The organism is Thiosulfatihalobacter marinus, from assembly GCF_016019955.1.
GTDB lineage: Bacteria > Pseudomonadota > Alphaproteobacteria > Rhodobacterales > Rhodobacteraceae > Shimia > Shimia marinus_A.
Genome location: NZ_JAECRZ010000013.1, coordinates 22,494 through 43,172, shown reverse-complemented (window position 1 = coordinate 43,172; position 20,679 = coordinate 22,494). Strand labels below are relative to the sequence as shown.

Genomic DNA, 20,679 nt, shown 5'->3' with positions numbered 1-20,679 from the left:
CTTGCCGTCACTGTGCGGGTGCGGCCCGCGATTGTCGAGGGCAGGCGGGATCAAAAGGCCGAGCGGATGCCGATATTCACCGAGAATTGCCGGGTGTCAAACCGGCTGACGTTGGAATCAGTCGTCAGGGCGCGAAACGTCAATGTGGGGGCAAAGCCGGCATATTGCATGTTCAGAAAGGACAGTTCCACCTCGCCCGAAAGTGAAAGATCCTGCCGCCCGCCGGGAACCTGGATGAACCCGACCCGGTAATCGGAATAATCGCTGAACCCGGCGCTGAGCGCGGTGCTGAGCTGCACGGTTCCGATCGGTTTGTCGAACGTGTAGCGAATCTGCGCACCCGCCCCGCGGGACGAGAATGCCGGGGTCGCATCGTCGGTCTTGTTCAGGCTGATCAGGGTCGACAGCGCGTCGCCCGATTTCAGCTTTTTCGAATATCCGAAAGTGAGGCCGGTAAAGACATCGGTGCCGCCCGGCGCGCTGGTTTCCCGGCGCCATTCCCGCTTGGCCAGGATCGAGAATGTCCGGTTGCCCGGTTTTTGCCAGGTGCCACCGCCTTCGAGGCGGGCCAGATCATAGGAGGGGTCGTTGGCGTACCAGGCGCGTCCGACCAGCGCGCCAACGCTCCAGACCGGGCCGTCCCGCGAGGGGCGAAACGCATGTCGCAACCCGCCTTCGAGCAGGGAATACGCATAATCCGAGCCGCGTGCGCCCGGCGCGGTTTGCCTGGCGTCATCCGACAGGGTCACGCGGCGCATGAAATAGCGTGCCACGGCGCGGGTTTCGGTGGTTTGCGATTCGCGCAGACGATAGCCCAACCGCGCGTTCAGCATGGCCTCTATCCCGGACAGCGCCATGGCATCGCCCACATTGACACCGATCACCGGCACGCCGTCGATGATCATATAGCGCGACAGGGACCCGTTATTGACATTGGAGGACGGAGCGACCGACGTGTCGATGCGGAACTGGAATGGGTTCTGGGTGCGGACGCGTTTGAAGTCCTGTTCGATCCGGCGCTGCTGTACCGCGTCGGGGGCTTCGGTGTGGGCCCGGCGCAGCCAGTATTGTGCCCATGTGAGGGACTTGTCCTGATAGGCCAGCCGCGCGCTGAGATCGGCGGACATGAAACTTTGCACATCGCTTTTGGAATAGCGGAACGCCAGGCGGGACGATTTGCGTGCCTCGGGCAGGTTGCCTGAACGCGCATAGACCATGGCCATCGTGTAATGCGCGGCGGGATCGGATTTGTCTTCGCTCAGAAACGCCTGTGCGATCTGCGCGGCCGCCTGTGTCTGGTTGCTGCGCAAGGCATAGGCCATGAGATCGCGCGCCTGCACCTTTGTCAGGACCGGCAGGGCGGACTGGGCCGCCAGCGCGGCGGCGCTGAACGTCAGGGTCAGTGTCAGAAGGGCGGTGCATGCCCGCTGTCGAACCCGCGATGGCCCGATCGCGCCCCTGGCGCCGGAAGCAGCCGCGGCCCGCTTTGATTCAAGTGAGGTGCGAAACCCGTTAATTCGCCACATTGCTACAGATGGCTGCCGCGCCGGGTTGCCCGCACTGGGACAGGACAAAGAAGCCGCGTTCCAGTTCGTTGTCCAAAGGCCCCGTCTCGCCGTCGAACTCGGACAGGCTGAGGGCGCCGCCCACCGCCGCGGCATTCTCGCCGCCGAAAATACCGCCATATTCGCCGATGCTCTGCCCGATCAGGCCGCGATACTCGACTTCGCCAAGGAAGCTGCCATCGGTGCCGATTTCGGTTACGATCAGCGCCAGATCCGGCAAATCGGATGGTGTCGTCAGTAGCAACTGGCGATCATAGATCGCGCCGTTCACCGCCATGTCCGAGAAATTCGCGTTCAGGAAAATCTGGCCGCTGATCATCACGGGTTCGCCCGGCACCACGGCCGGGGGCACGCCGCCGGGGTCAATGGCGCGGGAAATATTGGTCATTCCCACATAATTGCCGGCATAAGAGACCTGTCCGGCATTTGGCCCGTCGCCAATATCGGGGGCGTCAAAATCGCCGTCGCGTTCGAAATAGGCGCCTTGCAGAACGCGGTTGAACTGTCCGCCATCGCCCACGACGCCGGCCTGAACCGAACTGTCCGTGCTTTCACCCACCATGGCCACGAAAAAGCGATCCAGCGAATCCTCCTGGACGATATAGGCTTCGTATCCGTTCAGATCGCGCCCGGCATCGCGTGTATAAACGACATCGACAGGCGTGGAATCCAGGGCATAGACCTGGGCCGTGACGGTTTTGTTGGTGGCGTCATAGCTGATCGATTTGAGGTTGCCGGCAAGCACGTCGGGAACCGTTGGATCGGTTGTCACAGGATCTGTCGGATCTGTCCCGCCTCCGTCATCGCCGGTGGTGGGATTGAGCGGATCGCCACTGCCGCACGCGGCGACTGTGGCCAGAACGGCCATCATCAAGAATGAGCGGATCATGTCACTGCCTCGGTTACTGCTGTCGCCCGGTTTTCCGGGTCGTTGGCAACACGGTCTATGAGCCGCGCGCGAAAGTCAATGTTGCCAAAACCGCTGAACCGGCGCTGTTGCGGCGATGTCGCCTCAATCCTGTGTTTCCTTGGGTGCGCGCCTCAATATATAGTGGCGCCAAGCAAGAACCACAGAGCAAGGGAATCGCCCGGATGTCGCTGACCCCCGAACAACAGGCCGAGATCGAAGAATTGCGTGCCAGCCCGAACCAGACGCTGCGCGTGGTCAGCGATGGTATGGAAAAGCACCTGTACAAAGCGATCCCGGTGCTGGATCACGGATTTGTCCGGGTGGTGGATTACATGGGCGACGATGCGGCGATCTGCCAGGCGGCGCGGGTGAGCTATGGCAAAGGCACCAAAAGCGTGCAGAACGATGCCGGGCTGATCCGGTACCTGATGCGGCACTGGCATTCGACCCCGTTCGAGATGTGCGAGATCAAGCTGCATGTGAAACTGCCGGTCTTTGTCGCGCGCCAGTGGATCCGGCACCGCACGGCGAATGTGAATGAGTATTCGGCGCGGTATTCGATCCTGGACCGCGAATTCTATATTCCCGCGCCCGAACACGTGGCGGCGCAATCCGTGGTGAACAATCAGGGGCGGGGCGAGGCGTTGCAGGGCGAAGAGGCGGCGCGGGTGCTGGAAATTCTGAAGGCCGACAGTGCGCGGGCCTATGACAGCTACGAAGCGATGATCAGCCAGGAAAACCAGCAAGGCCTGGCACGGGAACTGGCGCGCATGAACCTGCCGGCCAATATCTATACCCAGTGGTACTGGAAGGTCGATCTGCACAACCTGTTGCATTTCCTGCGCCTGCGCGCGGATGCTCACGCCCAGTATGAAATCCGGGTCTATGCCGAAGCGATCTGTGACGTGGTCGCCGATTGGGTGCCGGCGGCCTACAAGGCGTTCGAGGATTACCGGATGGGCGCGGTGACGATGTCTTCCCAGATGATGGACTGTTTGCGCCGGATGCTGAAAGGCGAGCCCGTGGATCAGGACAATAGCGGGATGAGCGCGCGCGAGTGGCGCGAGTTCCAGGAGATGTTGCAAGGCTGAGCGGCGCGGTTTTTGGCGCGGCACGAAACATATTGTTTCCGCATGGGAAATTGACAGTTTCCCATATCGGCCTCTAGGCTGGAGCCATTACCTGGTTTTTTCCGGAAGATGGAGCCATTGCCAATGAAGAAATTGTTTCCCCTTGCCGCTGCAATGATGCTGGCCGCCGCGCCGGCAATGGCGCAGACATGGAGCAGCAATGCCCCCAAGATCGGGCCGGTCAATCAGCCCGAGGGCATTTTGCTGCAACCCTATCCAGCCAGTGCGAACTATTGCCCGACCGGGTATCAGCCGATCACGGTTGGCGGCGTGATCTGTTGCGGCAACCCGAACACCGGCGAAGTCTACAACACTCCGGTCAGCACGCCGCGCCGCGTGGCATATGATTGCCCGGCTGGCGTGAAGGGATGCCAATAGGGTGAAAAGGCGGGGCGCGAAATCTGCGCCCCGAACCGATTACAGGATCTTGATGTCGCCCGCCATATCGCGGCCATCGCGGCCCTGCGTCATTTCGAATTCGACTTTCTGATTGTCGGCAAGCCCCTTGAGCCCCGAGCGTTCCACCGCTGAAATATGCACAAAAACGTCCTTGCCGCCATCTTCCGGCTCGATAAATCCAAATCCCTTGGTTGTATTGAACCATTTTACGGTACCGCGTGGCATACCGTTCTCCTTCTTATTCCTTTGATCTCACTCCGGCGCCAAGCGCCGAGGGCCCACCCTGTTCAACACCCGAAGAATTTGTTTGTCCTGCGGAGGCTGAAATGAAATGGTCCGCGGGCAGGATTGCATTTGAGATGTAAAAAGCAAGCAAAACCCGCGCGTTTTCTTGGTTTGAACATCTGTTCGCAGTGGGGCGGATGAAGGGGGCAAGGTGAAACTATACGGTCTGAAAACATGCGATACGTGCCGCAAGGCGCTGAAAACATTGCGAGATGCCGATTTTGTGGATGTCCGCGCAGATGGTGTTCCGCCCGAAGTTCTGGCCCGGGCCGATGCCAGTTTTGGCGCCGCTTTGATCAATACCCGATCAACCACGTGGCGAGGGCTGGACGAGGCAGAGCGGGGGCGCGACCCGCTGGAATTGTTGAGCGCGCACCCGACCCTGATGAAGCGGCCCTTGATCGAAAAGGACGGGCGGCTGTATCTGGGCTGGGGCAAGGATGTGCAGGATGCGCTTGGATAATCGGGCGGGTGCGCCTATGTGAATAGGCGGCAAAGCAGGAGATCAACATGCGCAACGCGGCCCTGACCCTGGGTATCATCGCCGGGATCATAGGTATGATTGTCGGCTTTTTTGGCTGGGGCTATACCGAAGTCATCCAACGCTATGGCGAGGTGCCAGAGCTGGCCGAACAGGTGGACAATGTGCAACTGGTGCGCGCCGGGGCGCTGATCGCGCCGCTGTTGGCGATAGCTGGGGGCGCCATGGCACGAGCCCGGGCGCTGTGGGGCGGCGTTCTTTTGCTGGCCTCGGCGGCGGGCATGTATGGCGCGTTCGGCTTTAACGTCTTTACCATGTTTCCGATCAGCTTTGCCGGGCTGGGCGGCATCCTGGCAATTGCCGCCGGCAAGCCCGACGAAGAGAAAGCGCATTTCTAGGGTTGAGGCTTTGGGCCAGGGCCCTATTTCAGGCGAAACACGCGATCCAGCGAAATTGGCCCCGCCCCCTGAACAAGCAGCACCAGGCAGAGGAAAATCCACATGGCGCGTTGATCGGCAAGGCCCTGCGCGCTGTCAAGGAAGCTGCCTGGATTGATACCGTGGCCGGTAACATCCACCAGCGTTTGCACCAGGATAAAGCCGATCATGCCCAGCGCGGCAAGGCGGGTCAGCAGGCCGACAACGATCAGAACCGGCAGGATGAATTCGGCCAGTGTTCCGGCAAAAATGACAAGTCGCTGCAACACGCCAAGCTTGCCAAGATCATACATCGCGGCCTCGGCGGACTTGGGGAAGATCTGGGCGAATGCGCCGGCGGTGGGCGTAAAGACGGATCCGTCGATCTTGAGCATGGCCGAGTTCCAGAAATAGAAGAACAGCACCAAAAGGAACAGCAGACGCGCCAAAGTGGGAACGAGCCAACCGCGTTCCAGCCGTGCGGCGATCGTGTTGTGCGTGGAGATGAGCGTCATCATGTTACCTTCCGTCGTGGTGTGCGGGCCGTCTGGGCGCGGCCCCTGAATCAGGCTTTGGCAGGACTGCCCGTCAGTGCGTTCCCTGCCAGCAGCTGGGCAAGGAGCGCGCCAAGGTCGAAAGCGCCGTGTGCCGCCGTGCCCCGATCGGCCGCCGTGCCAAGCGGTTGCCCGTTCATCAGCGCCGACAGTGCCTCGTAGGCGCCCGGCGGCAGTGGGTGGGGCTCGGGATCGAACGCGGGGCGCAGGACAAGAACGTCTTGTGCAATGGCTTCGGGCTTTGGGCCATCGTCCATATTGAAGGCCCAGATTGCATGAACGGGCCAGGGCGAGCGGATCAGCTCGACCGCCGGGGCAAAGGTAAAGGTGACATCGGGCATCGCGTCGGGCGGGATCGCGGCCAAGTTGTCGGGCGCCATCGGTGCCGCGTCGGCGGCGTGATAGGACCGGCGCAGCGCCAGTTCCAGCGCGGCAACATCGCCAAGATACCCAAGACGCGCCAGCGGCGGAAACCCGGCGAGAAATTCGGGAAACCCGGCGCCATAATGCATCATCATCGGAGTGGCTGGCGGCGACTGACGCAGGAAGACACCAGCCACGGATTTGAAATTCGTCTCGCCCAATAGCTTGACCGTGGCCGGAAACCCGGCGGCCAGCGCCTCGGTCAGGGATACGGCCACATTATTGCGATACACGTCAAACCGCCGTCCGGCGGCGCGCCCGGCGCTGTCCACCAACCCGGACGGACGCCCGATCGCACCATCCAGCAGCGCGGCGCGGAAATCGGCTTGGGTCACGCCCATGCCGTCACCTGCGCCAGGGCGCCCGCCGCGCGGGCGGATTCGGCATGAAGGGTGGGCCAGTCGGGCACGTCATTATCCCATTCAATCAGGATCGGACGCGGCCCGGACAGGGCCAGAACGTGATCCAGCAACGCCCAGACCGGATCGACCACCGGTTTGCCATGGCTGTCGATCAACAGCGGATGGCCGTGTTCGTCGGCATCCTCGTCATGCCCGCCCAAATGGATCTCTCCTACTTTTTCCAGCGGGAACTCGGAAATATAGCTGCGCGGGTCGTAATCGAGATTGGTCGCGGACACGAAGACATTGTTCACATCGAGCAACAGGCCACAGCCTGTGCGCGCGGACACTTCGCGCAGGAAATCGGGCTCTGACCAGGTGCTTTCGGCAAAGGCCAGGTAGGAAGACGGGTTTTCCAGCAGGATCCGGCGCTGAACCGTGTCCTGTAACTGATCGACATGGCGGCAGACCCGGTCCAGCGTGCTGTTTGTATAGGGCAGGGGCAGAAGATCGTTGAGGAATGCGCCATCATGGGTGGACCAGGCGAGATGTTCGGAAAAGGCTGCCGGTTTCAGCCAGTTGTTCAGATGCTTCAGGCGCGCCAGATGTTCGGGGTCCAGAGCGGCTTCGCCACCGATCGACAGGCCAACGCCGTGCACAGACATGGCAAACCGCTCGGAGAGGTGACGCAACTGTGCCAGCGGGCGGCCCCCCGCGCCCATGTAGTTCTCGGCATGGATTTCCAGCCAGGCCACGGTGCCGGGGTCCGAAATCAAATCGGCATAATGCTGCGGCTTGTAGCCGACTCCGGCAGCGCATGGCAGCGAAAGGGGGATATCTGGGGCGTCGGGCATCTTGGGTCCGTGTCAGGAGGGCAGATCGCGCGGGACAGCTTCCAGCGCCGGCTTGCGAGGTGTGCCGTCGGCCATGTCGGGCAGGTCGATTGTCAGGCAGGTGCCCTTGTCGACCAGTTGCCAGCTATTGCCCTGGTAATCGACCGTGGAGGTTCCGGCGCAGGTGGTGCCGGGCCCGGCAGCGCATCCGTTTTGACCGGCGAGCGCCACGCCAAAGCATTTTTCCTTGGCGGCCGCGTCGGCTGGCGCCACTTGTGCGGCCAGCGCAGCTACGACGGCCCCTGTCAGCGCGACGGTTTTCGAAGATATGCGATTCATGATGTTTTCCAATCTTGTCAATTGCCTGTGTGTCAAAGTTGTATCACTCAGCCCGTTGGGCAGGGCGAGTGTAGCATGAGATCGGGAAACTGCGCACAGCCCAGGGAAATCCCGGCCCCGCCGGCAGGAACGCGGGGCCGGGTCAGGCTGTATCAGCTGGGCAGGTCGCGCATCAGCGGCTCAAGCGAGCCCTTGCGCATGGTGCCGTCCGCCATGGCTGGCAATTCGATGTCGCCGCAGGTGCCCGCTTCGACAAGCGACCAGGCGTTGCCTTGATAATCGAGCGTCGCAGTGCCCGCGCAGGTGGTGCCGGGACCGGCGGCACATTCGTTTTTGCCGGCCATGGAAATGCCATAGCATTTTTCCTTTTCCGCAGCGACTGCGGTGGTCTGCGTGGTGGCCGTCAGCGCGGCAGCTACAGCGCCGGCGACGGCGAGGGTTTTGACTGTATTGGACATTTTCTCTTCCCTTTTGGTTCTGGTGGTAACTCGGCCACTGCTTCGTGGCATGGGACAAGAGTAGGCAGTGGCAGGGGCTTTGGACCAATCACGGCGCTGTGTGTCACGGATGCGTCAGGCGGCGTGACGGTTTCGTGAAGATTCCAGTGCTGGAAGGTTGGTTTTCTTTCAAAAACGGCAAAGGCGCGGCACATTTAGGCACCGCGCCTGCATAATTGTTGCAAAACTGGTCAGACCAGATCGGGCGGTAACGCCTCTTGTGACAGCTGGCTCACGATCTCGTTCAGGGGCTGGACCCTGGTTTGCTTTTCTCCAAGGCGGCGAGTCGAGACGGTGCGTTCTTCAACCTCTTTCTTGCCGATGGCCAGGATGACCGGCACCTTGCCTACCGAATGTTCGCGGACCTTGTAGTTGATCTTTTCATTGCGAATGTCGGCCTCGGCGCGCACCCCCTTGGCGCGCAGCGCCGCGACAATCTCGTGCACATAGGCGTCGGCATCCGACACGATCGACGCCACAACCACCTGGCGTGGCGCCAGCCAGAAGGGCAGCTTGCCGGCGTGTTCCTCGATCAGGATGCCGATGAACCGCTCGAAACTGCCAAGCGTGGCACGGTGCAGCATGACAGGGGTATGTTTCTCGCCGTCCTCGCCGATATAGGTGGCACCAAGCCGTTCGGGGATGATGAAATCCACTTGCAACGTGCCGCATTGCCAGTCCCGGCCAATGGCGTCGGTCAGCACAAATTCCAGCTTTGGCCCATAGAACGCACCTTCGCCCGGGTTCAGATCATAGGCGCAGCCCGCCGCGTCACAGGCTTCCTGCAACAGGCGGTCGGCCTTGTCCCATTGTGCATCCGATCCGGCGCGCACCTCCGGACGATCCGAGAACTTGACCTTGAATTTCTCGAACCCGAGATCGCGATAGACCCCGGACAGGAAATCAAGGAACCGCTTGGTTTCGGATTCGATCTGGTTCTCGGTGCAGAAGATATGCGCGTCATCCTGCGTGAACCCGCGCACCCGCATGATCCCGTGCAGCGCGCCCGATGGTTCGTAGCGGTTGCAAGAGCCGAACTCGGCCATGCGCAAAGGCAGGTCGCGATAGGATTTCAGGCCTTGTTTGAAAATCTCGACATGGCAGGGGCAGTTCATCGGCTTGAGCGCATTCACCGCCTTTTCGCGGGCATGTTCTTCGTCGACTTCGACGATGAACATGTTTTCCTGGTACTTGTCCCAGTGGCCGGAAGCCTCCCACAATTTGCGGTCCACAACCTGGGGCGTGTTCACCTCCACATAGCCGCCGCGCGTCTGCTGTCGGCGCATGTAGTCCTGCAATTGCGTGTAGATCGTCCAGCCGTTCGGATGCCAGAAGATCTGACCGGGGGCTTCGGGTTGCAGGTGGAACAGGTCCATCTCGCGCCCCAGCTTGCGGTGGTCGCGCTTGGCGGCCTCTTCCAGCATATGGAGATGCGCCTTGAGGTCTTCCTTGTTCTTGAAGGCCACACCGTAGATGCGCTGCAACATGGCGCGGTCGCTGTCGCCGCGCCAATAGGCGCCGGCCACGCTCATCAGCTTGAACGCATCGGCGGGCACCTGCCCGGTGTGCTGCAAATGCGGGCCACGGCACAGATCCTGCCAATGCCCGTGCCAATACATGCGCAGCGGTTCGTCACCGGGAATGGCGTCGATCAGCTCGACCTTGTAAGGCTCGTTGTTGGCCTTGTAATGGGCAATGGCGCGGGCGCGTTCCCACACTTCGGTGGTGACCGGGTCGCGGCGATTGATGATTTCCTTCATCTTCTTTTCGATCGCGCCCAGATCTTCGGGCGTAAACGGCTCTTCGCGATCGAAATCGTAATACCAGCCGTTTTCGATGACCGGTCCAATGGTCACTTTAACGTCGGGCCAGATTTCCTGAACCGCGCGGGCCATGATATGGGCGCAATCGTGCCGGATCAGTTCCAGTGCCTCGGCGTCATTGTCCTTGATCGTGTTGATCGCTATGGCGGCGTCGGCCTCGATCGGCCATTGCAGATCCCAATGCGCACCGTCCACAGCGGCCGAGATCGCCTTTTTGCCCAGCGAGCTGGAGATGCTTGCCGCGACCTCGGCAGGGGTGATGCCCTTGCTGTAAGAGCGCGCGTTACCATCCGGAAATGTAAGAGAAATATCGGCCATGTGCCTATAGCTCCTCGTCAGTTTGGCGCCCACGGAACGCCCGGTTGCGGGTATGAGTTTCGCCCGCGTTTTGCGCCTTTGCGTCAATCAAGTCAAGCGGGGTTTTCGCGGCGCATCCGGGGCGCTAGTGTGCCTGTAAAAGCAGGAAAGAGGGCCGCATGAGCGTTACGCAATTCTTCGACACGCCGCAGGGGCGGCGCATCGCCTATCACAAGAGCGGGCACACCCGGCCCACTGTGGTGTTTCTTGGCGGCCTGAAATCCGACATGGAAGGCACCAAGGCGGTGCATCTGGAGGCCTGGGCCAGGGCGCGCGGGCAATCTTTTCTGCGGTTCGATTATTCCGGGCACGGCGAGAGCGCGGGCCGGTTCGAGGATGGCTGTATCGGCGATTGGCACGAGGACACGCTGGCGGCGGTGAACGCGTTGACAGAGGGGCCGCTGGTGGTGGTCGGGTCGTCCATGGGCGGCTGGCAGGCGCTGTTGCTGGCCCGCGCAATGCCCGGGCGGATCAGGGGGCTGGTCACGATTGCCGCCGCACCGGATTTTACCGAAGACAGTTATTGGGCGGGGTTTTCGGAGGCGCAGAAACGGGCGCTGGAAGAGGTGGGGCAGGTAGAACTTCCGTCCGACTACATGGAGCCATATGTCATCACCAGGCGGATGATCGAGGATGGGCGCAAACGGCTGGTTTTGCGCGATCCCCTGGTACTGGATTTCCCGGTGCGGTTCCTGCAAGGCACCGAGGATACTGCGGTGTCCCCGCAGACCGCGCTGCGCTTGCTGGATCATGCCGAAGGGCCGGATATGAGACTGTTGATGGTCAAGGGAAAGGACCACAGATTCTCGGATGAAGATTGTCTGAAACTGATCGAAATGCACGTGGAGGCGGTGCTGTAAGCGTCGAAAATTGAACAATGCGAATATTCGGGCGATTTCTGGGGCGAACGATCATTTTTGGTGCGGTGCTGGCGGCGGCAATGTGGGTGTGGGGGCCGTATGAACAGATTTCGCTAAAGCCCGCGTTTGTTCCCGCGACGATCGGTGCCGATATCGACGGCTATCTGTCAGCACAGGAAGCCCGGTTTGACGATATTACTCCGGGTGTGGAAAAGCGGGTTTTGTGGCGCGATGCGCCCGGCGCGCGCGCCGATCTGGCGGTTGTCTATATCCACGGGTTTTCCGCCACTTCCGAAGAGATCCGCCCGGTGCCCGATCGCGTCGCAGAGGCGCTTGGCGCCAATCTGGTCTTTACCCGCCTGCAAGGGCATGGCCGCGACGGGGCGGCGCTGGACACGGCCACGGTACAGGGCTGGGCGGATGATCTGGCGGAAGCGATGGAAATTGCCCGGCGCATTGGCGATGATGTCGTGATCGTGGCCACATCGACAGGGGCCAGTCTGGTTGCGGCCATGCTGGATCAGCCCGATGTCATGGCCGGTCTGAAAGGGCTGGTGATGATCTCTCCCAATTTCGCGATCAACAACCCCATGGCCCCCTTGCTGACCCTGCCCGCGGCGCGGCTGTGGGTGCCGGTGATTGGCGGGCGCACACGCAGTTGGACCCCGCAGAACGATGCGCATGGCAGGTATTGGACCACCTCTTATCCCACCACCGCCGTCTTTCAGATGGCGGCGCTGGTCGAACAGGCACGCAACACGGATTACGCGGATGTGCAGGTGCCGACATTGGTGTGGTTCTCGGATGCCGACAGCGTGGTGTCCGCCGCCGCAACGCGCGAGGTTATGGCCCGATGGGGGCGCGCGCCAGTTCTGGCCGCGCAAGAGCCGCGCGACGGAATGGATCCGGGCGCGCATGTGATCGCCGGTGATATCCTGTCGCCCGGGGAAACGGATCGCGTCATTGGCGGAATAATGAAATTTATCAACGGGCTATAGCCCATACCTCTAGTATTGGACAAGGTATCATGGAGCAACGTATCAGCCTGATTACCCTGGCCGTCGACGATATCGACATCGCGGCGGCGTTTTACGAGGCCATGGGATGGCGCCGGGTGGAAAGCCTCGATGGCGTGGTGGCGTTTGATCTGATCGGTCAGACGCTCGGTCTGTATCCGCGCGCCAGGCTGGCCGAGGACATGGGGCTGGAGCCGTCGCAAATCGGTGGGTTTTCGGGCATCACCCTGGCGCATAACGTACGCAGCCGCGACGCGGTGGCCCCGATCCTGGAACGGGCGCAGGCGGCGGGCGGGCGCGTAATCAAGCCGGCCAGCGATATCTTCTGGGGCGGGCATGTGGGCTATTTCGCCGATCCGGATGGCCATGTCTGGGAGGTGGCGTTCAACCCGTTCTCGCCGTTGTCACCCGAGGGCGCGTTCCGGTGGCGGGGATATGCCGGCGCGGAGGGCGGGGCATGAGCGAACCGCTTGTCCTGATCCCGGGCATGATGTGCGATGCGCGCCTGTTCGAACATCAGATCACCCTGTTGGCCAATGACCGGGCGGTCATGGTGGCGCCAATCACGCAGGGCGAGCGGATCGAGGAGATTGCCTCGGGTCTGCTGCACCAGTTGCCCGCGCGTTTTGCTCTGGCCGGGCTGAGCATGGGCGGGATCGTGGCGATGGAGATTTTGCGCCGGGCGCCCGACAGGGTGGTGCGTATTGCCTTGCTGGACACCAACCCTCTGGCCGAAACCCCGGCCAGCGCCGCCGCCTATGAGCCCTGGATCGTGGGGGCCCGGGCCGGGCGGCTGGAAGAGGTGCTGGGGCAGGTGATGCGGCCCGAGTTTCTGGCCCCGGGCGTGCAGCGCGCCGCCATTCTGGGCCGGGTGCGCGAGATGGGGCTGGCGCTGGGGGCTGAGGTGTTTATCCGGCAGGCCCGCGCGCTGCAACGACGGCTGGACCAGCAGAAAACCCTGCGCCAATGCCATGTTCCGGCCCTTGTTCTATGCGGAGAGCATGACGGGCTGACGCCGGTAAAGCGCCACGGATTCATGGCCGAACTGATCCCCGATGCGCAATTGCGGGTCATTGAAGGGGCAGGCCACCTGCCGGTTCTGGAACAGCCCGAGGCAACCAACGCCGCGCTTCTGGCATGGCTGGGCGATCCCCGGTCTGCGGGCTGAAACGCAAACGGGGCCTTGCGGCCCCGTCCGGTTTTCCATGGAGCCCCGATCAGACGGCGGCGATTTTGGGCTTGGCACGCTTTGCCGGTTTGGGCGCCTCGGCGTTGGCATTCATGAAATCCAGCACCAGCGGGCGGATATTGTTACGCCAGCTTTTGCCAGCGAAGATGCCGTAATGGCCGGCGCCCGGCTCGACATAGCTTGCCTTTTTCTCGTCCGGCAGGCCGGTCAGTAGGTCCAGCGCGGCAACGCATTGGCCCGGCGCTGTGATGTCGTCCTTGCCACCTTCGACGGTTTTCACGGCAACGGTGGTGATCTTGCCGATATCCACCTTGCGCCCGGCGACGACAAATTCGTTCCGGGCGATTTCACCGTTCTTGAAGACACGTTCGACCGTCGAAAGATAGAATTCCGCCGGCATGTCCATCACGGCGAGGTATTCGTCGTAGAACCGGTTATGGGCGTCGTGATCCGACGATTCGCCACGCGCGACGCGGGCGATCTGATCGGAGAACGCCTTGGAATGGCGATCCGAATTCATCGACATGAACGAGGCCAGTTGCAGCAGGCCCGGATATACCATCCGCCCCACGCCGGGATATTTGAAACCGACCCGCTGGATCATCATCTCTTCCAACTGGCCCATCGTTACGCGGTGGCCGAAATCGGTCACATCGGTGGCGGCGGCGTTCGGATCGATCGGGCCGCCGATCAGGGTCAGCGAACGGGGTTGTGCCGACGGGTCCTCTTCGGCCAGATAGGCGGTCGCGGCCAGTGTCAGCGGCGCGGGCTGGCAGACGGCCATGACATGGGTGTCGGGGCCAAGTTCCTTCATGAAGTCAACAAGGTAAAGCGTGTAATCCTCGATGTCGAACTTGCCTTCGGACACCGGAATATCGCGGGCATTGTGCCAGTCTGTGACATAGACCTCGCAGTTCACGATCAGGCTCTTGACGGTCGAGCGCAGCAGCGTGGCATAATGGCCCGACATCGGCGCGACCAGCAGGATCTTGCGCGGCTGCGGTGCGCGCCCGGCAACATTGAAATGGATCAGATCGCCAAAGGGACGTTCGACGACGGTCTCGATATTGACCAGATGATCCTTGCCATCCTCGCAGGTAAAGGTGCGAATGCCCCAGTCCGGTTTTGTCACCATGCGCTGGAACGTGCGTTCGGTGACTTCGCCCCAGGCGGCCATCCATTGGAATGCCGGGTTCGGAACCAGCGAGAATACCGGGTAGGAAGCCATCGCCGAGGCGGTTGCCCCCAACCATTGGTTCGTATTGCGAACCGTTTCCATCAGGTCGTACGTGGCCATGTACCGCATATGTTTGTCCCTTTCCCAAGGCTATGCACCCGCCTGAGCGCACCCTATACTGTCATTCACAGGGCGCGATACATTGGATGCTGCGTAGCGGCGAGAATAGGGCGAATTATTGAATATGACAACAAACGAGAATGACGCAGGCGAAAATCTTGAGCGCCTGAACGAGAACCTGGCCAAAGTGGAACAGCTCTCCCGTCGCCTTGTCGAGGTCATGGCACGGCGTAAACCATTGAGAACCGAGCTGAATACGCCTGACCCGGAGCTGTATGTGAATGCGGCGAATGCCTATTGGCAGGAGTTGATGAACAACCCGGGCAAGGTCCTGGAAAACCAGTTGGAGTTGTGGAGCCGGTCCGTCAAGCACTTTGTGGATGCTCAGAACGTGTTCATGAAAGGTCAGATTGCTGCGCCGCAGGACGAAACGCCCAGCGACCGGCGATTCTCTAACCCCTTGTGGCAGACGCATCCCTATTTCAACTTCCTCAAGCAGCAATACATGCTGAACGCGCAGGCCATTGAAAAGGCGGTGGCCGATCTGGAAGGCATGGATCCCAAGGAAAAGCAGCGGATCGAATATTTTTCCCGGCAGATCATCGACATGATGGCGCCGACCAATTTTCTGGGGATGAACCCGGATGTGCTGGAAAAGGCGGTCGAGACCGACGGCCAGTCGCTTATCGACGGGCTGGAGAACCTGATTGCCGATCTTGAGGCGAATAACGGCGAACTTGTGGTGCGGCTGGCGGATGACAGCGCGTTCGAGATCGGGCGCAATATTGCAACCGCCCCCGGCAAGGTGGTGTTCCGAAACCGTATGTTCGAGCTGTTGCAGTTTTCGCCCACCACGGACACGGTGCACGAGATTCCGCTTCTGATCTTTCCGCCCTGGATCAACAAGTATTACATTCTGGATCTCAAGGAATCCAACAGCCTGATCCGCTGGATCGTGGATCAGGGCTATACTGTTTTCGTGATCAGCTGGGTCAACCCGGACCGGTCCTATGTCGATGTGGGCATGGACGAATATATCGAAGAGGGGTTTCTTGCGGCGATTTCCGAGGTCAAGAAGATCACCCGCCAGAAACAGGTCAACGCGGTGGGCTATTGCATCGCGGGCACCACGTTGCACCTGACACTGTCGTTGCTGAAACAGCGCGGCGACAAATCGATCAAATCGGCCACGTTCTTTACCACGCTCACCGATTTCGGCGACCAGGGGGAATTCACGCCCTTCCTGTCAGATGATTTCATCGACGGGATCGACAAGGAAATCGAAGATGAGAAATTGCTGCGCTCTTTCATCATGCAGCGGACTTTCAGCTTCCTGCGCTCCAACGATCTGGTCTATGGGCCCGCGATCAAAAGCTACATGATGGGGGAAACGCCGCCCGCCTTTGATCTGTTGTACTGGAACGGCGACGGATCCGGCCTGCCGGGCAAGATGGCGCATCAGTATCTGCGCCAGCTGTGCCAGAACAACGAGTTTGCCAATGGCGGGATCGAACTGTGTGGGGAGCGGCTGCACCTGAGCGACGTGGATGTCCCCTTGTGTTCGGTCACGTGCGAAACCGACCATATCGCGCGGTGGAAGGATTGCTACCAGGGATTCCAGCAAACCAGGAGCCGGTCGAAAACCTTTATCGTGTCCGAATCCGGGCATATCGCCGGCATCGTGAATCCGCCCAGCAAGAAGAAATACGGCCACTACGTCAACGCCGACACCAAACTGCCCGCCGATGAGTGGATGGCGGGGGCGACATTTCACGAAGGATCGTGGTGGCCGCGTTGGGACAAGTGGCTGTCAGGGCGTTCCGGCAAGCAGATTCCGGCCCGGGATTTTGGCGATTCGGAGCATCCCGTCTTGGGGGAGGCGCCCGGAGACTATGTGAAAGCCAAGGCAACTCGTTGAAAATACGGGGTAATCAAAAAATATTCTGCGGTGCAGCAAAAATATCTTGAAATGCTGCGTCGCAGAAAGCATATTGTGTGCAGAAGACAACACGGGGCCACCCCGAAACATCGCAGAAGGAACTGTCACAATGGCAAAGACTCAAGACATGACCACCATCCTGAAAGACATGATGGGTGCATTCCCGGTTGATACCGCAGCCCTGGAAGACGCATTCAAGAACACCGCGACCCTGAACGAAAAGCTGACCGGCGTTGCGCTGGAAGCCGCCGAAAAGTCGTCGGAAATCTCGTCGAAATGGACCAAGGACACCCTGACCAAACTGGCAGAGATGTCCAAAGCCAAAGCCGAGCCGGCCGACTACGCCAAGGCAATGACCGATTTCGCATCGGCTCAGGCAGAAGTTGCCGCCGAGAACATGGCCGCCTTTGCTGAAGTTGCGAAAAAAGTTCAGTCCGAAACCGTTGAGCTGCTGATGGCCGCTGGCAAAGACGCCACCGAAGAGGCAACCGCCGCCGTCAAGAAAGCCACCAACGACGTGACGACCGCAGCCAAGAAAGCCGCGGCAGCCAAATAAGCTGAGAGATCAGCCGATCCGCACCAATCCCTCCCTGATGGTGCAGATTGCGGGGGCAGGCCAATTGGCCTGCCCTTTCTTTTTGTTCTGCACTCGCATAGTGTTTTCTGCGACGCGCTAATCTTTTGGGGAGACAGACGTGGCGGACAACAAAAAAACACTGTTAATCAAACGCTATGCCAGCCGGCGGCTATACAATACCGAGACCAGCGATTACGTCACGCTGGAAAATATTGCCGGCTTTATTCGCGACGGGCGCGAGGTGCAGATCGTCGACCTGAAAACCGGCGACGACCTGACCCGTCAGTATCTCTTGCAGATCATCGCGGAACACGAAAGCCGCGGTGAAAGTGTGCTGCCGATCGATGTTCTCAACGATCTTGTCCGCAGCTATACCACACAGGCCACCAGCGTTGTTCCCCAGTTCCTGCAAGCCTCGTTCGACATGCTGCGCGACGGGCAGGAAAAGATGATGGAAAGCATGGGCGGCGGCATGAAGATGCCCGGGCTTGATGCAATGCAGGCCCAGCAGGAAGCCTTCATGAAGGCGTTGACCGGCGGCATTGGCTGGCCCGGCAGCACGCCCACTCCCGAAGCATCCGAAAGCGCTGACGGGGAAGAGGGCGAGGATCTTGACGCGATCAAGAAACAGCTGGCCGAGTTGCAGGAGAAGCTGAGCAAGCTGAAATAGTCAAAAGGCAGGGCGCGCTGCCCTGCCTCTTTTCACTGTGTTCTCAATTACGGTCTGGTGTCAGGTGCCATAGGCCCGCTGATCGCCCATCACATAGTCGGCCGCGCCGGTCAGAGCGCCCGCGATAATGTCCAGTTCGGCCCGTTTCAGGCGCGCGGGCAGGCGCACGTCGCAGGCTTTCATCAGCATCTTGCGGGTCTGCGGCAACTCGGGCAAATCCTTGATGAACTGCCAATTCCAGAAGGCGCGGGCATTGTCGGTGGACTGGCCAAACACCTGCACCTTTACACCCCGCTGGTTGGCGGCGGCCTGAAAGGCCTGGATCTGCGCATTGTCCAGACCGACAAGGTTGAACTGGATCGAATCCGGCGCGCGCTCTTCCAAAGACAGCTTGTCCGGCACGTTCAGCCAGGGTGACTGGTTCAACAACGCGGCCACGTAATCATGGTTGCGTCGCCCGTCGCGCACCCGGCGGGGCACCTCTGCCAATTGTGGGCGGGCCAGGGCCGCCGACATGTTGTTGAGGCGCAGGTTGTAAAGCGGCAGCTTGTTTTGCCAGCGGTTAAACGCCGATTCAAGCGCGCCCGTGTTGTCACCTATGGGCGATTTGTGCTTTTGCCAGTTGTGTTCATAGGCGCCGGACATGATCACCGCCTGCGCCACCAGATCCGCATCGTCCGTGACAAGGATGCCACCTTCGCCCGCATTGACCAGCTTGTAGGATTGGAACGAGAAACAACCCACCCGCCCGATCGTGCCGATCTTGCGCCCGTTCCAGGTGGTGCCCAGGCTGTGGGCGGCGTCTTCGATCACCGGGATGGCGCGCGCGTCACACAGCGCCATGATTGCGTCCATGTCGCTGGTATGGCCCCGCATATGGCTGATGATCACGGCGGCAATATCATCGTCCAGCCGCCGTTCGAAATCGGCCACGTCGATGCGGTAATTCTCGCCCACCTCGCACAGGACGGGCACGCAATCGGCGTGAACCACCGAAGAGGGCACAGCAGCAAAGGTGAAGCCGGGGATCAGAACCCGCGCGTCACGCGGCAGGCCCAGCGCCTTGAGCGACAGGAACAGAGCCGCCGAACAGGACGACACAGCCAGCGCGTATTTCGCGCCCATCATCGCGGCAAACTCTTCCTCCAGCAACGCAACCGGGGCGTTTTCGGGGGCCGTGTACCGGAACAAATCGCCGGTTTGCAGCAGGTGGTCAATCTCCTCCCGCGCGGATGCGGGGATCGGCTCGGCGTCATAAACGTTGGGCGGAAGCGTCATTGTTTTCAACTTTCTTATGCTCGATATTCAAAAACATAAATCAAGGACGTGACCCTGCCAAGGATTTTCCTGAATGGCCATATGAAAATGGCACGATGTGACCGACAGGCACCGCCCGGCCGATCATGCAGCTCTCGCAAATCTTCAAGGGCGGTCAGACACCCAGCCTGTCGCGCAGCGCAAACCATGTCATCGCCAGCGCCAGCAGCGGGCTGCGCAGCATCGTTCCGCCCGGGAATGGCGGCGCGGGCACGCGCGCCATCGTGTCAAAACCCTCGGCCTCGCCGGCAATGGCCATGGCCATCAACTGTCCCGCATGGGTGGCCGTGCCAACGCCATGCCCGGAATAGCCCGAAGCCGACAGGATATTGGGCGCCAGCCGCCGAAGATACGGCATACGCTTCATGGTGATTGCCAATGTCCCGCCCCAGGCATAGTCGATGCGCACATCGCGCAGATCCGGAAAGATCTGCGCCATCGGTTTGCGCACCAGCGCCGCGATGTCCGACGGGAAGCGATAGCCATAGCTTTCGCCGCCGCCAAACAACAGCCGCCCGTCGTGGGACAGACGGAAATAGTTGATCACGAACTTGCTGTCCGCCACGGCCACATCGCGGGTCAACACCCTTGCGGTGGCGTCGCCCAGCGGCTCGGTGGCGGCAATGAAATTATTGATCGGCATGACCCGCGCCGCGACCTTGCGGTCCAGCCCGCCCATATAGCCATTACAGGCCAGGATCAGGTGATCGGCCTCGACGCGCCCCTGGTCAGTTCTCACCGACACCCGCTCGCCGCGCACAATGTCATGCACATGGGTCCGCTCGAAAATCCGCACCCCCGCTGCCTTGGCCGCCCGTGCCAGCCCAAGAGCATAAGCCAGCGGATGCAGATGCCCAGCGCCCATGTCCAGCGAGCCGCCAACATATTTGGGTGACGGGCACAGCGCCTGCATCTGATCCCGGTCCAGCGGTGTGATCTGATCATACCCGTACCGGGCGCGCAGATGTTCGACATAGGTGTGTTCATGCCGGACTTCTCCGGCAGAGAAACAAGCATGGGCAATGCCCGGCTTCAGATGGCAATCGATGTCGTGGCGCGCCACCAGATCCCTGACCAGCCCCTTGGCGTCCTCGGCCAGTTGCCACAGCTTGCCCGCATCCTCCGGCCCGACGAAACTTTCCAGCCCGTCCTGCGCCATGCGCTGACCCGAACCCAGCTGCCCGCCATTGCGCCCGGACGCCCCAAACCCGACGCGATGCGCCTCAACCAGAACCACGTCATACCCGCGTTCTGCCAGATGCAGCGCCGCCGAAAGCCCGGTATAGCCCGCCCCCACCACGCAGACATCGGCGCGGGTTGCCCCCTTCAAATCTGGAAAAGGCGACAACGGGTCAACGCTCGCCGCGTACCAGCTCGCGGGATACTCTTCCTTGCGATCGTTGGAATAAAGCAGGTCCACGCGGTCCCCCGTCTTCATTTTGCCAGAAAATACTCCCGCCG

General features: G+C 60.9%; 23 protein-coding genes. 11 read left to right on the top strand and 12 right to left on the bottom strand.

Features of this window, described 5'->3' with window-relative positions; genetic code table 11:
* Positions 1-50 precede the first annotated feature (50 nt).
* Together I3253_RS16220 and I3253_RS16215 are read right to left on the bottom strand one after the other, a co-directional pair.
* On the bottom strand, positions 51-1,526 hold the full coding sequence (locus I3253_RS16220; protein ID WP_197918863.1) for a hypothetical protein: 1,476 nt from the start codon (positions 1,524-1,526) through the stop codon (positions 51-53).
* Complete coding sequence (locus I3253_RS16215) at positions 1,513-2,454, bottom strand: hypothetical protein (protein ID WP_197918862.1); 942 nt, start codon at positions 2,452-2,454, stop codon at positions 1,513-1,515. Before I3253_RS16215 ends, I3253_RS16220 begins: the two co-directional genes overlap by 14 nt.
* 203 nt (positions 2,455-2,657) lie before the next feature.
* On the opposite strand from I3253_RS16215, the gene thyX reads away from it, so the two are divergent.
* The gene (gene thyX / locus I3253_RS16210) at positions 2,658-3,566 is read left to right on the top strand and encodes an FAD-dependent thymidylate synthase (RefSeq protein WP_197918861.1); all 909 of its coding nucleotides are present in this window, start codon (positions 2,658-2,660) and stop codon (positions 3,564-3,566) included.
* Positions 3,567-3,689: 123 nt separating this feature from the next.
* A complete protein-coding gene (locus I3253_RS16205) occupies positions 3,690-3,983 on the top strand; it encodes a hypothetical protein (RefSeq protein WP_197918860.1) in 294 nt (97 codons plus the stop codon).
* Between the two features lie 39 nt (positions 3,984-4,022).
* Here the strand turns inward: I3253_RS16205 and I3253_RS16200 are convergent, their stop codons facing one another.
* Positions 4,023-4,229 (bottom strand): cold-shock protein, encoded by a 207-nt coding sequence (locus I3253_RS16200; RefSeq protein WP_197918859.1) that lies wholly within the window; start codon positions 4,227-4,229, stop codon positions 4,023-4,025.
* A 211-nt stretch (positions 4,230-4,440) separates the two neighbouring features.
* Here I3253_RS16200 and I3253_RS16195 point away from each other — a divergent pair, with 211 nt between their 5' ends.
* Complete coding sequence (locus I3253_RS16195; protein ID WP_197918858.1) at positions 4,441-4,752, top strand: ArsC/Spx/MgsR family protein; 312 nt, start codon at positions 4,441-4,443, stop codon at positions 4,750-4,752.
* Between the two features lie 47 nt (positions 4,753-4,799).
* Entirely contained in the window at positions 4,800-5,168 is a 369-nt protein-coding gene (locus tag I3253_RS16190) for a hypothetical protein (protein WP_197918857.1), read from the top strand.
* 23 nt (positions 5,169-5,191) lie between these two features.
* Here the strand turns inward: I3253_RS16190 and I3253_RS16185 are convergent, their stop codons facing one another.
* The 6 genes from I3253_RS16185 to thrS form a co-directional block, all read right to left on the bottom strand.
* Positions 5,192-5,704, bottom strand: a complete 513-nt coding sequence (locus I3253_RS16185; protein WP_197918856.1) for a DoxX family protein — start codon at positions 5,702-5,704, stop codon at positions 5,192-5,194.
* A 47-nt stretch (positions 5,705-5,751) separates the two neighbouring features.
* Entirely contained in the window at positions 5,752-6,504 is a 753-nt protein-coding gene (locus I3253_RS16180; RefSeq protein WP_197918855.1) for an HvfC/BufC N-terminal domain-containing protein, read from the bottom strand.
* On the bottom strand, positions 6,495-7,358 hold the full coding sequence (gene bufB / locus I3253_RS16175) for an MNIO family bufferin maturase (RefSeq protein WP_197918854.1): 864 nt from the start codon (positions 7,356-7,358) through the stop codon (positions 6,495-6,497). The genes I3253_RS16180 and bufB overlap by 10 nt, the downstream gene beginning before the upstream one ends.
* A 12-nt stretch (positions 7,359-7,370) precedes the next feature.
* Positions 7,371-7,676, bottom strand: coding sequence for a BufA1 family periplasmic bufferin-type metallophore (locus I3253_RS16170; protein WP_197918853.1), 306 nt, complete (start codon positions 7,674-7,676; stop codon positions 7,371-7,373).
* 152 nt (positions 7,677-7,828) lie between these two features.
* On the bottom strand, positions 7,829-8,134 hold the full coding sequence (locus I3253_RS16165; RefSeq protein WP_197918852.1) for a BufA1 family periplasmic bufferin-type metallophore: 306 nt from the start codon (positions 8,132-8,134) through the stop codon (positions 7,829-7,831).
* A gap of 230 nt (positions 8,135-8,364) precedes the next feature.
* Positions 8,365-10,314, bottom strand: a complete 1,950-nt coding sequence (gene thrS / locus I3253_RS16160; protein ID WP_197918851.1) for a threonine--tRNA ligase — start codon at positions 10,312-10,314, stop codon at positions 8,365-8,367.
* A gap of 158 nt (positions 10,315-10,472) precedes the next feature.
* Between thrS and I3253_RS16155 the strand changes: the two genes are divergently transcribed.
* From I3253_RS16155 to I3253_RS16140, 4 genes are read left to right on the top strand one after another with little or no spacing between them, the layout of a single operon-like run.
* Positions 10,473-11,213: an alpha/beta fold hydrolase gene (locus tag I3253_RS16155; RefSeq protein ID WP_197918850.1), complete on the top strand. Its 741-nt coding sequence runs from the start codon at positions 10,473-10,475 to the stop codon at positions 11,211-11,213.
* Between the two features lie 17 nt (positions 11,214-11,230).
* The gene (locus I3253_RS16150; RefSeq protein ID WP_197918849.1) at positions 11,231-12,211 is read left to right on the top strand and encodes an alpha/beta hydrolase; all 981 of its coding nucleotides are present in this window, start codon (positions 11,231-11,233) and stop codon (positions 12,209-12,211) included.
* Positions 12,212-12,240: 29 nt separating this feature from the next.
* Entirely contained in the window at positions 12,241-12,690 is a 450-nt protein-coding gene (locus tag I3253_RS16145; protein ID WP_197918848.1) for a VOC family protein, read from the top strand.
* Complete coding sequence (locus I3253_RS16140; protein ID WP_197918847.1) at positions 12,687-13,397, top strand: alpha/beta fold hydrolase; 711 nt, start codon at positions 12,687-12,689, stop codon at positions 13,395-13,397. Before I3253_RS16145 ends, I3253_RS16140 begins: the two co-directional genes overlap by 4 nt.
* A 49-nt stretch (positions 13,398-13,446) precedes the next feature.
* Here the strand turns inward: I3253_RS16140 and phaZ are convergent, their stop codons facing one another.
* Entirely contained in the window at positions 13,447-14,724 is a 1,278-nt protein-coding gene (gene phaZ, locus I3253_RS16135) for a polyhydroxyalkanoate depolymerase (protein ID WP_197918846.1), read from the bottom strand.
* A 115-nt stretch (positions 14,725-14,839) separates the two neighbouring features.
* On the opposite strand from phaZ, the gene phaC reads away from it, so the two are divergent.
* The 3 genes from phaC to phaR all read left to right on the top strand — a co-directional run bounded on the left by phaC (position 14,840) and on the right by phaR (position 17,901).
* Entirely contained in the window at positions 14,840-16,633 is a 1,794-nt protein-coding gene (phaC, locus tag I3253_RS16130; protein WP_197918845.1) for a class I poly(R)-hydroxyalkanoic acid synthase, read from the top strand.
* A 130-nt stretch (positions 16,634-16,763) separates the two neighbouring features.
* On the top strand, positions 16,764-17,210 hold the full coding sequence (locus I3253_RS16125; RefSeq protein ID WP_197918844.1) for a phasin, PhaP: 447 nt from the start codon (positions 16,764-16,766) through the stop codon (positions 17,208-17,210).
* A 139-nt stretch (positions 17,211-17,349) separates the two neighbouring features.
* Positions 17,350-17,901, top strand: coding sequence for a polyhydroxyalkanoate synthesis repressor PhaR (gene phaR / locus I3253_RS16120; RefSeq protein WP_197918843.1), 552 nt, complete (start codon positions 17,350-17,352; stop codon positions 17,899-17,901).
* A gap of 60 nt (positions 17,902-17,961) precedes the next feature.
* On the opposite strand, the gene I3253_RS16115 is transcribed toward phaR, so the two are convergent.
* The gene (locus I3253_RS16115) at positions 17,962-19,179 is read right to left on the bottom strand and encodes a DegT/DnrJ/EryC1/StrS family aminotransferase (protein WP_197918842.1); all 1,218 of its coding nucleotides are present in this window, start codon (positions 19,177-19,179) and stop codon (positions 17,962-17,964) included.
* A gap of 154 nt (positions 19,180-19,333) precedes the next feature.
* Positions 19,334-20,638 carry an NAD(P)/FAD-dependent oxidoreductase gene (locus tag I3253_RS16110; RefSeq protein ID WP_456300821.1) on the bottom strand — a complete coding sequence of 435 codons (1,305 nt, stop codon included), beginning with the start codon at positions 20,636-20,638 and terminating at the stop codon, positions 19,334-19,336.
* Between the last annotated feature and the right edge of the window lie 41 nt (positions 20,639-20,679).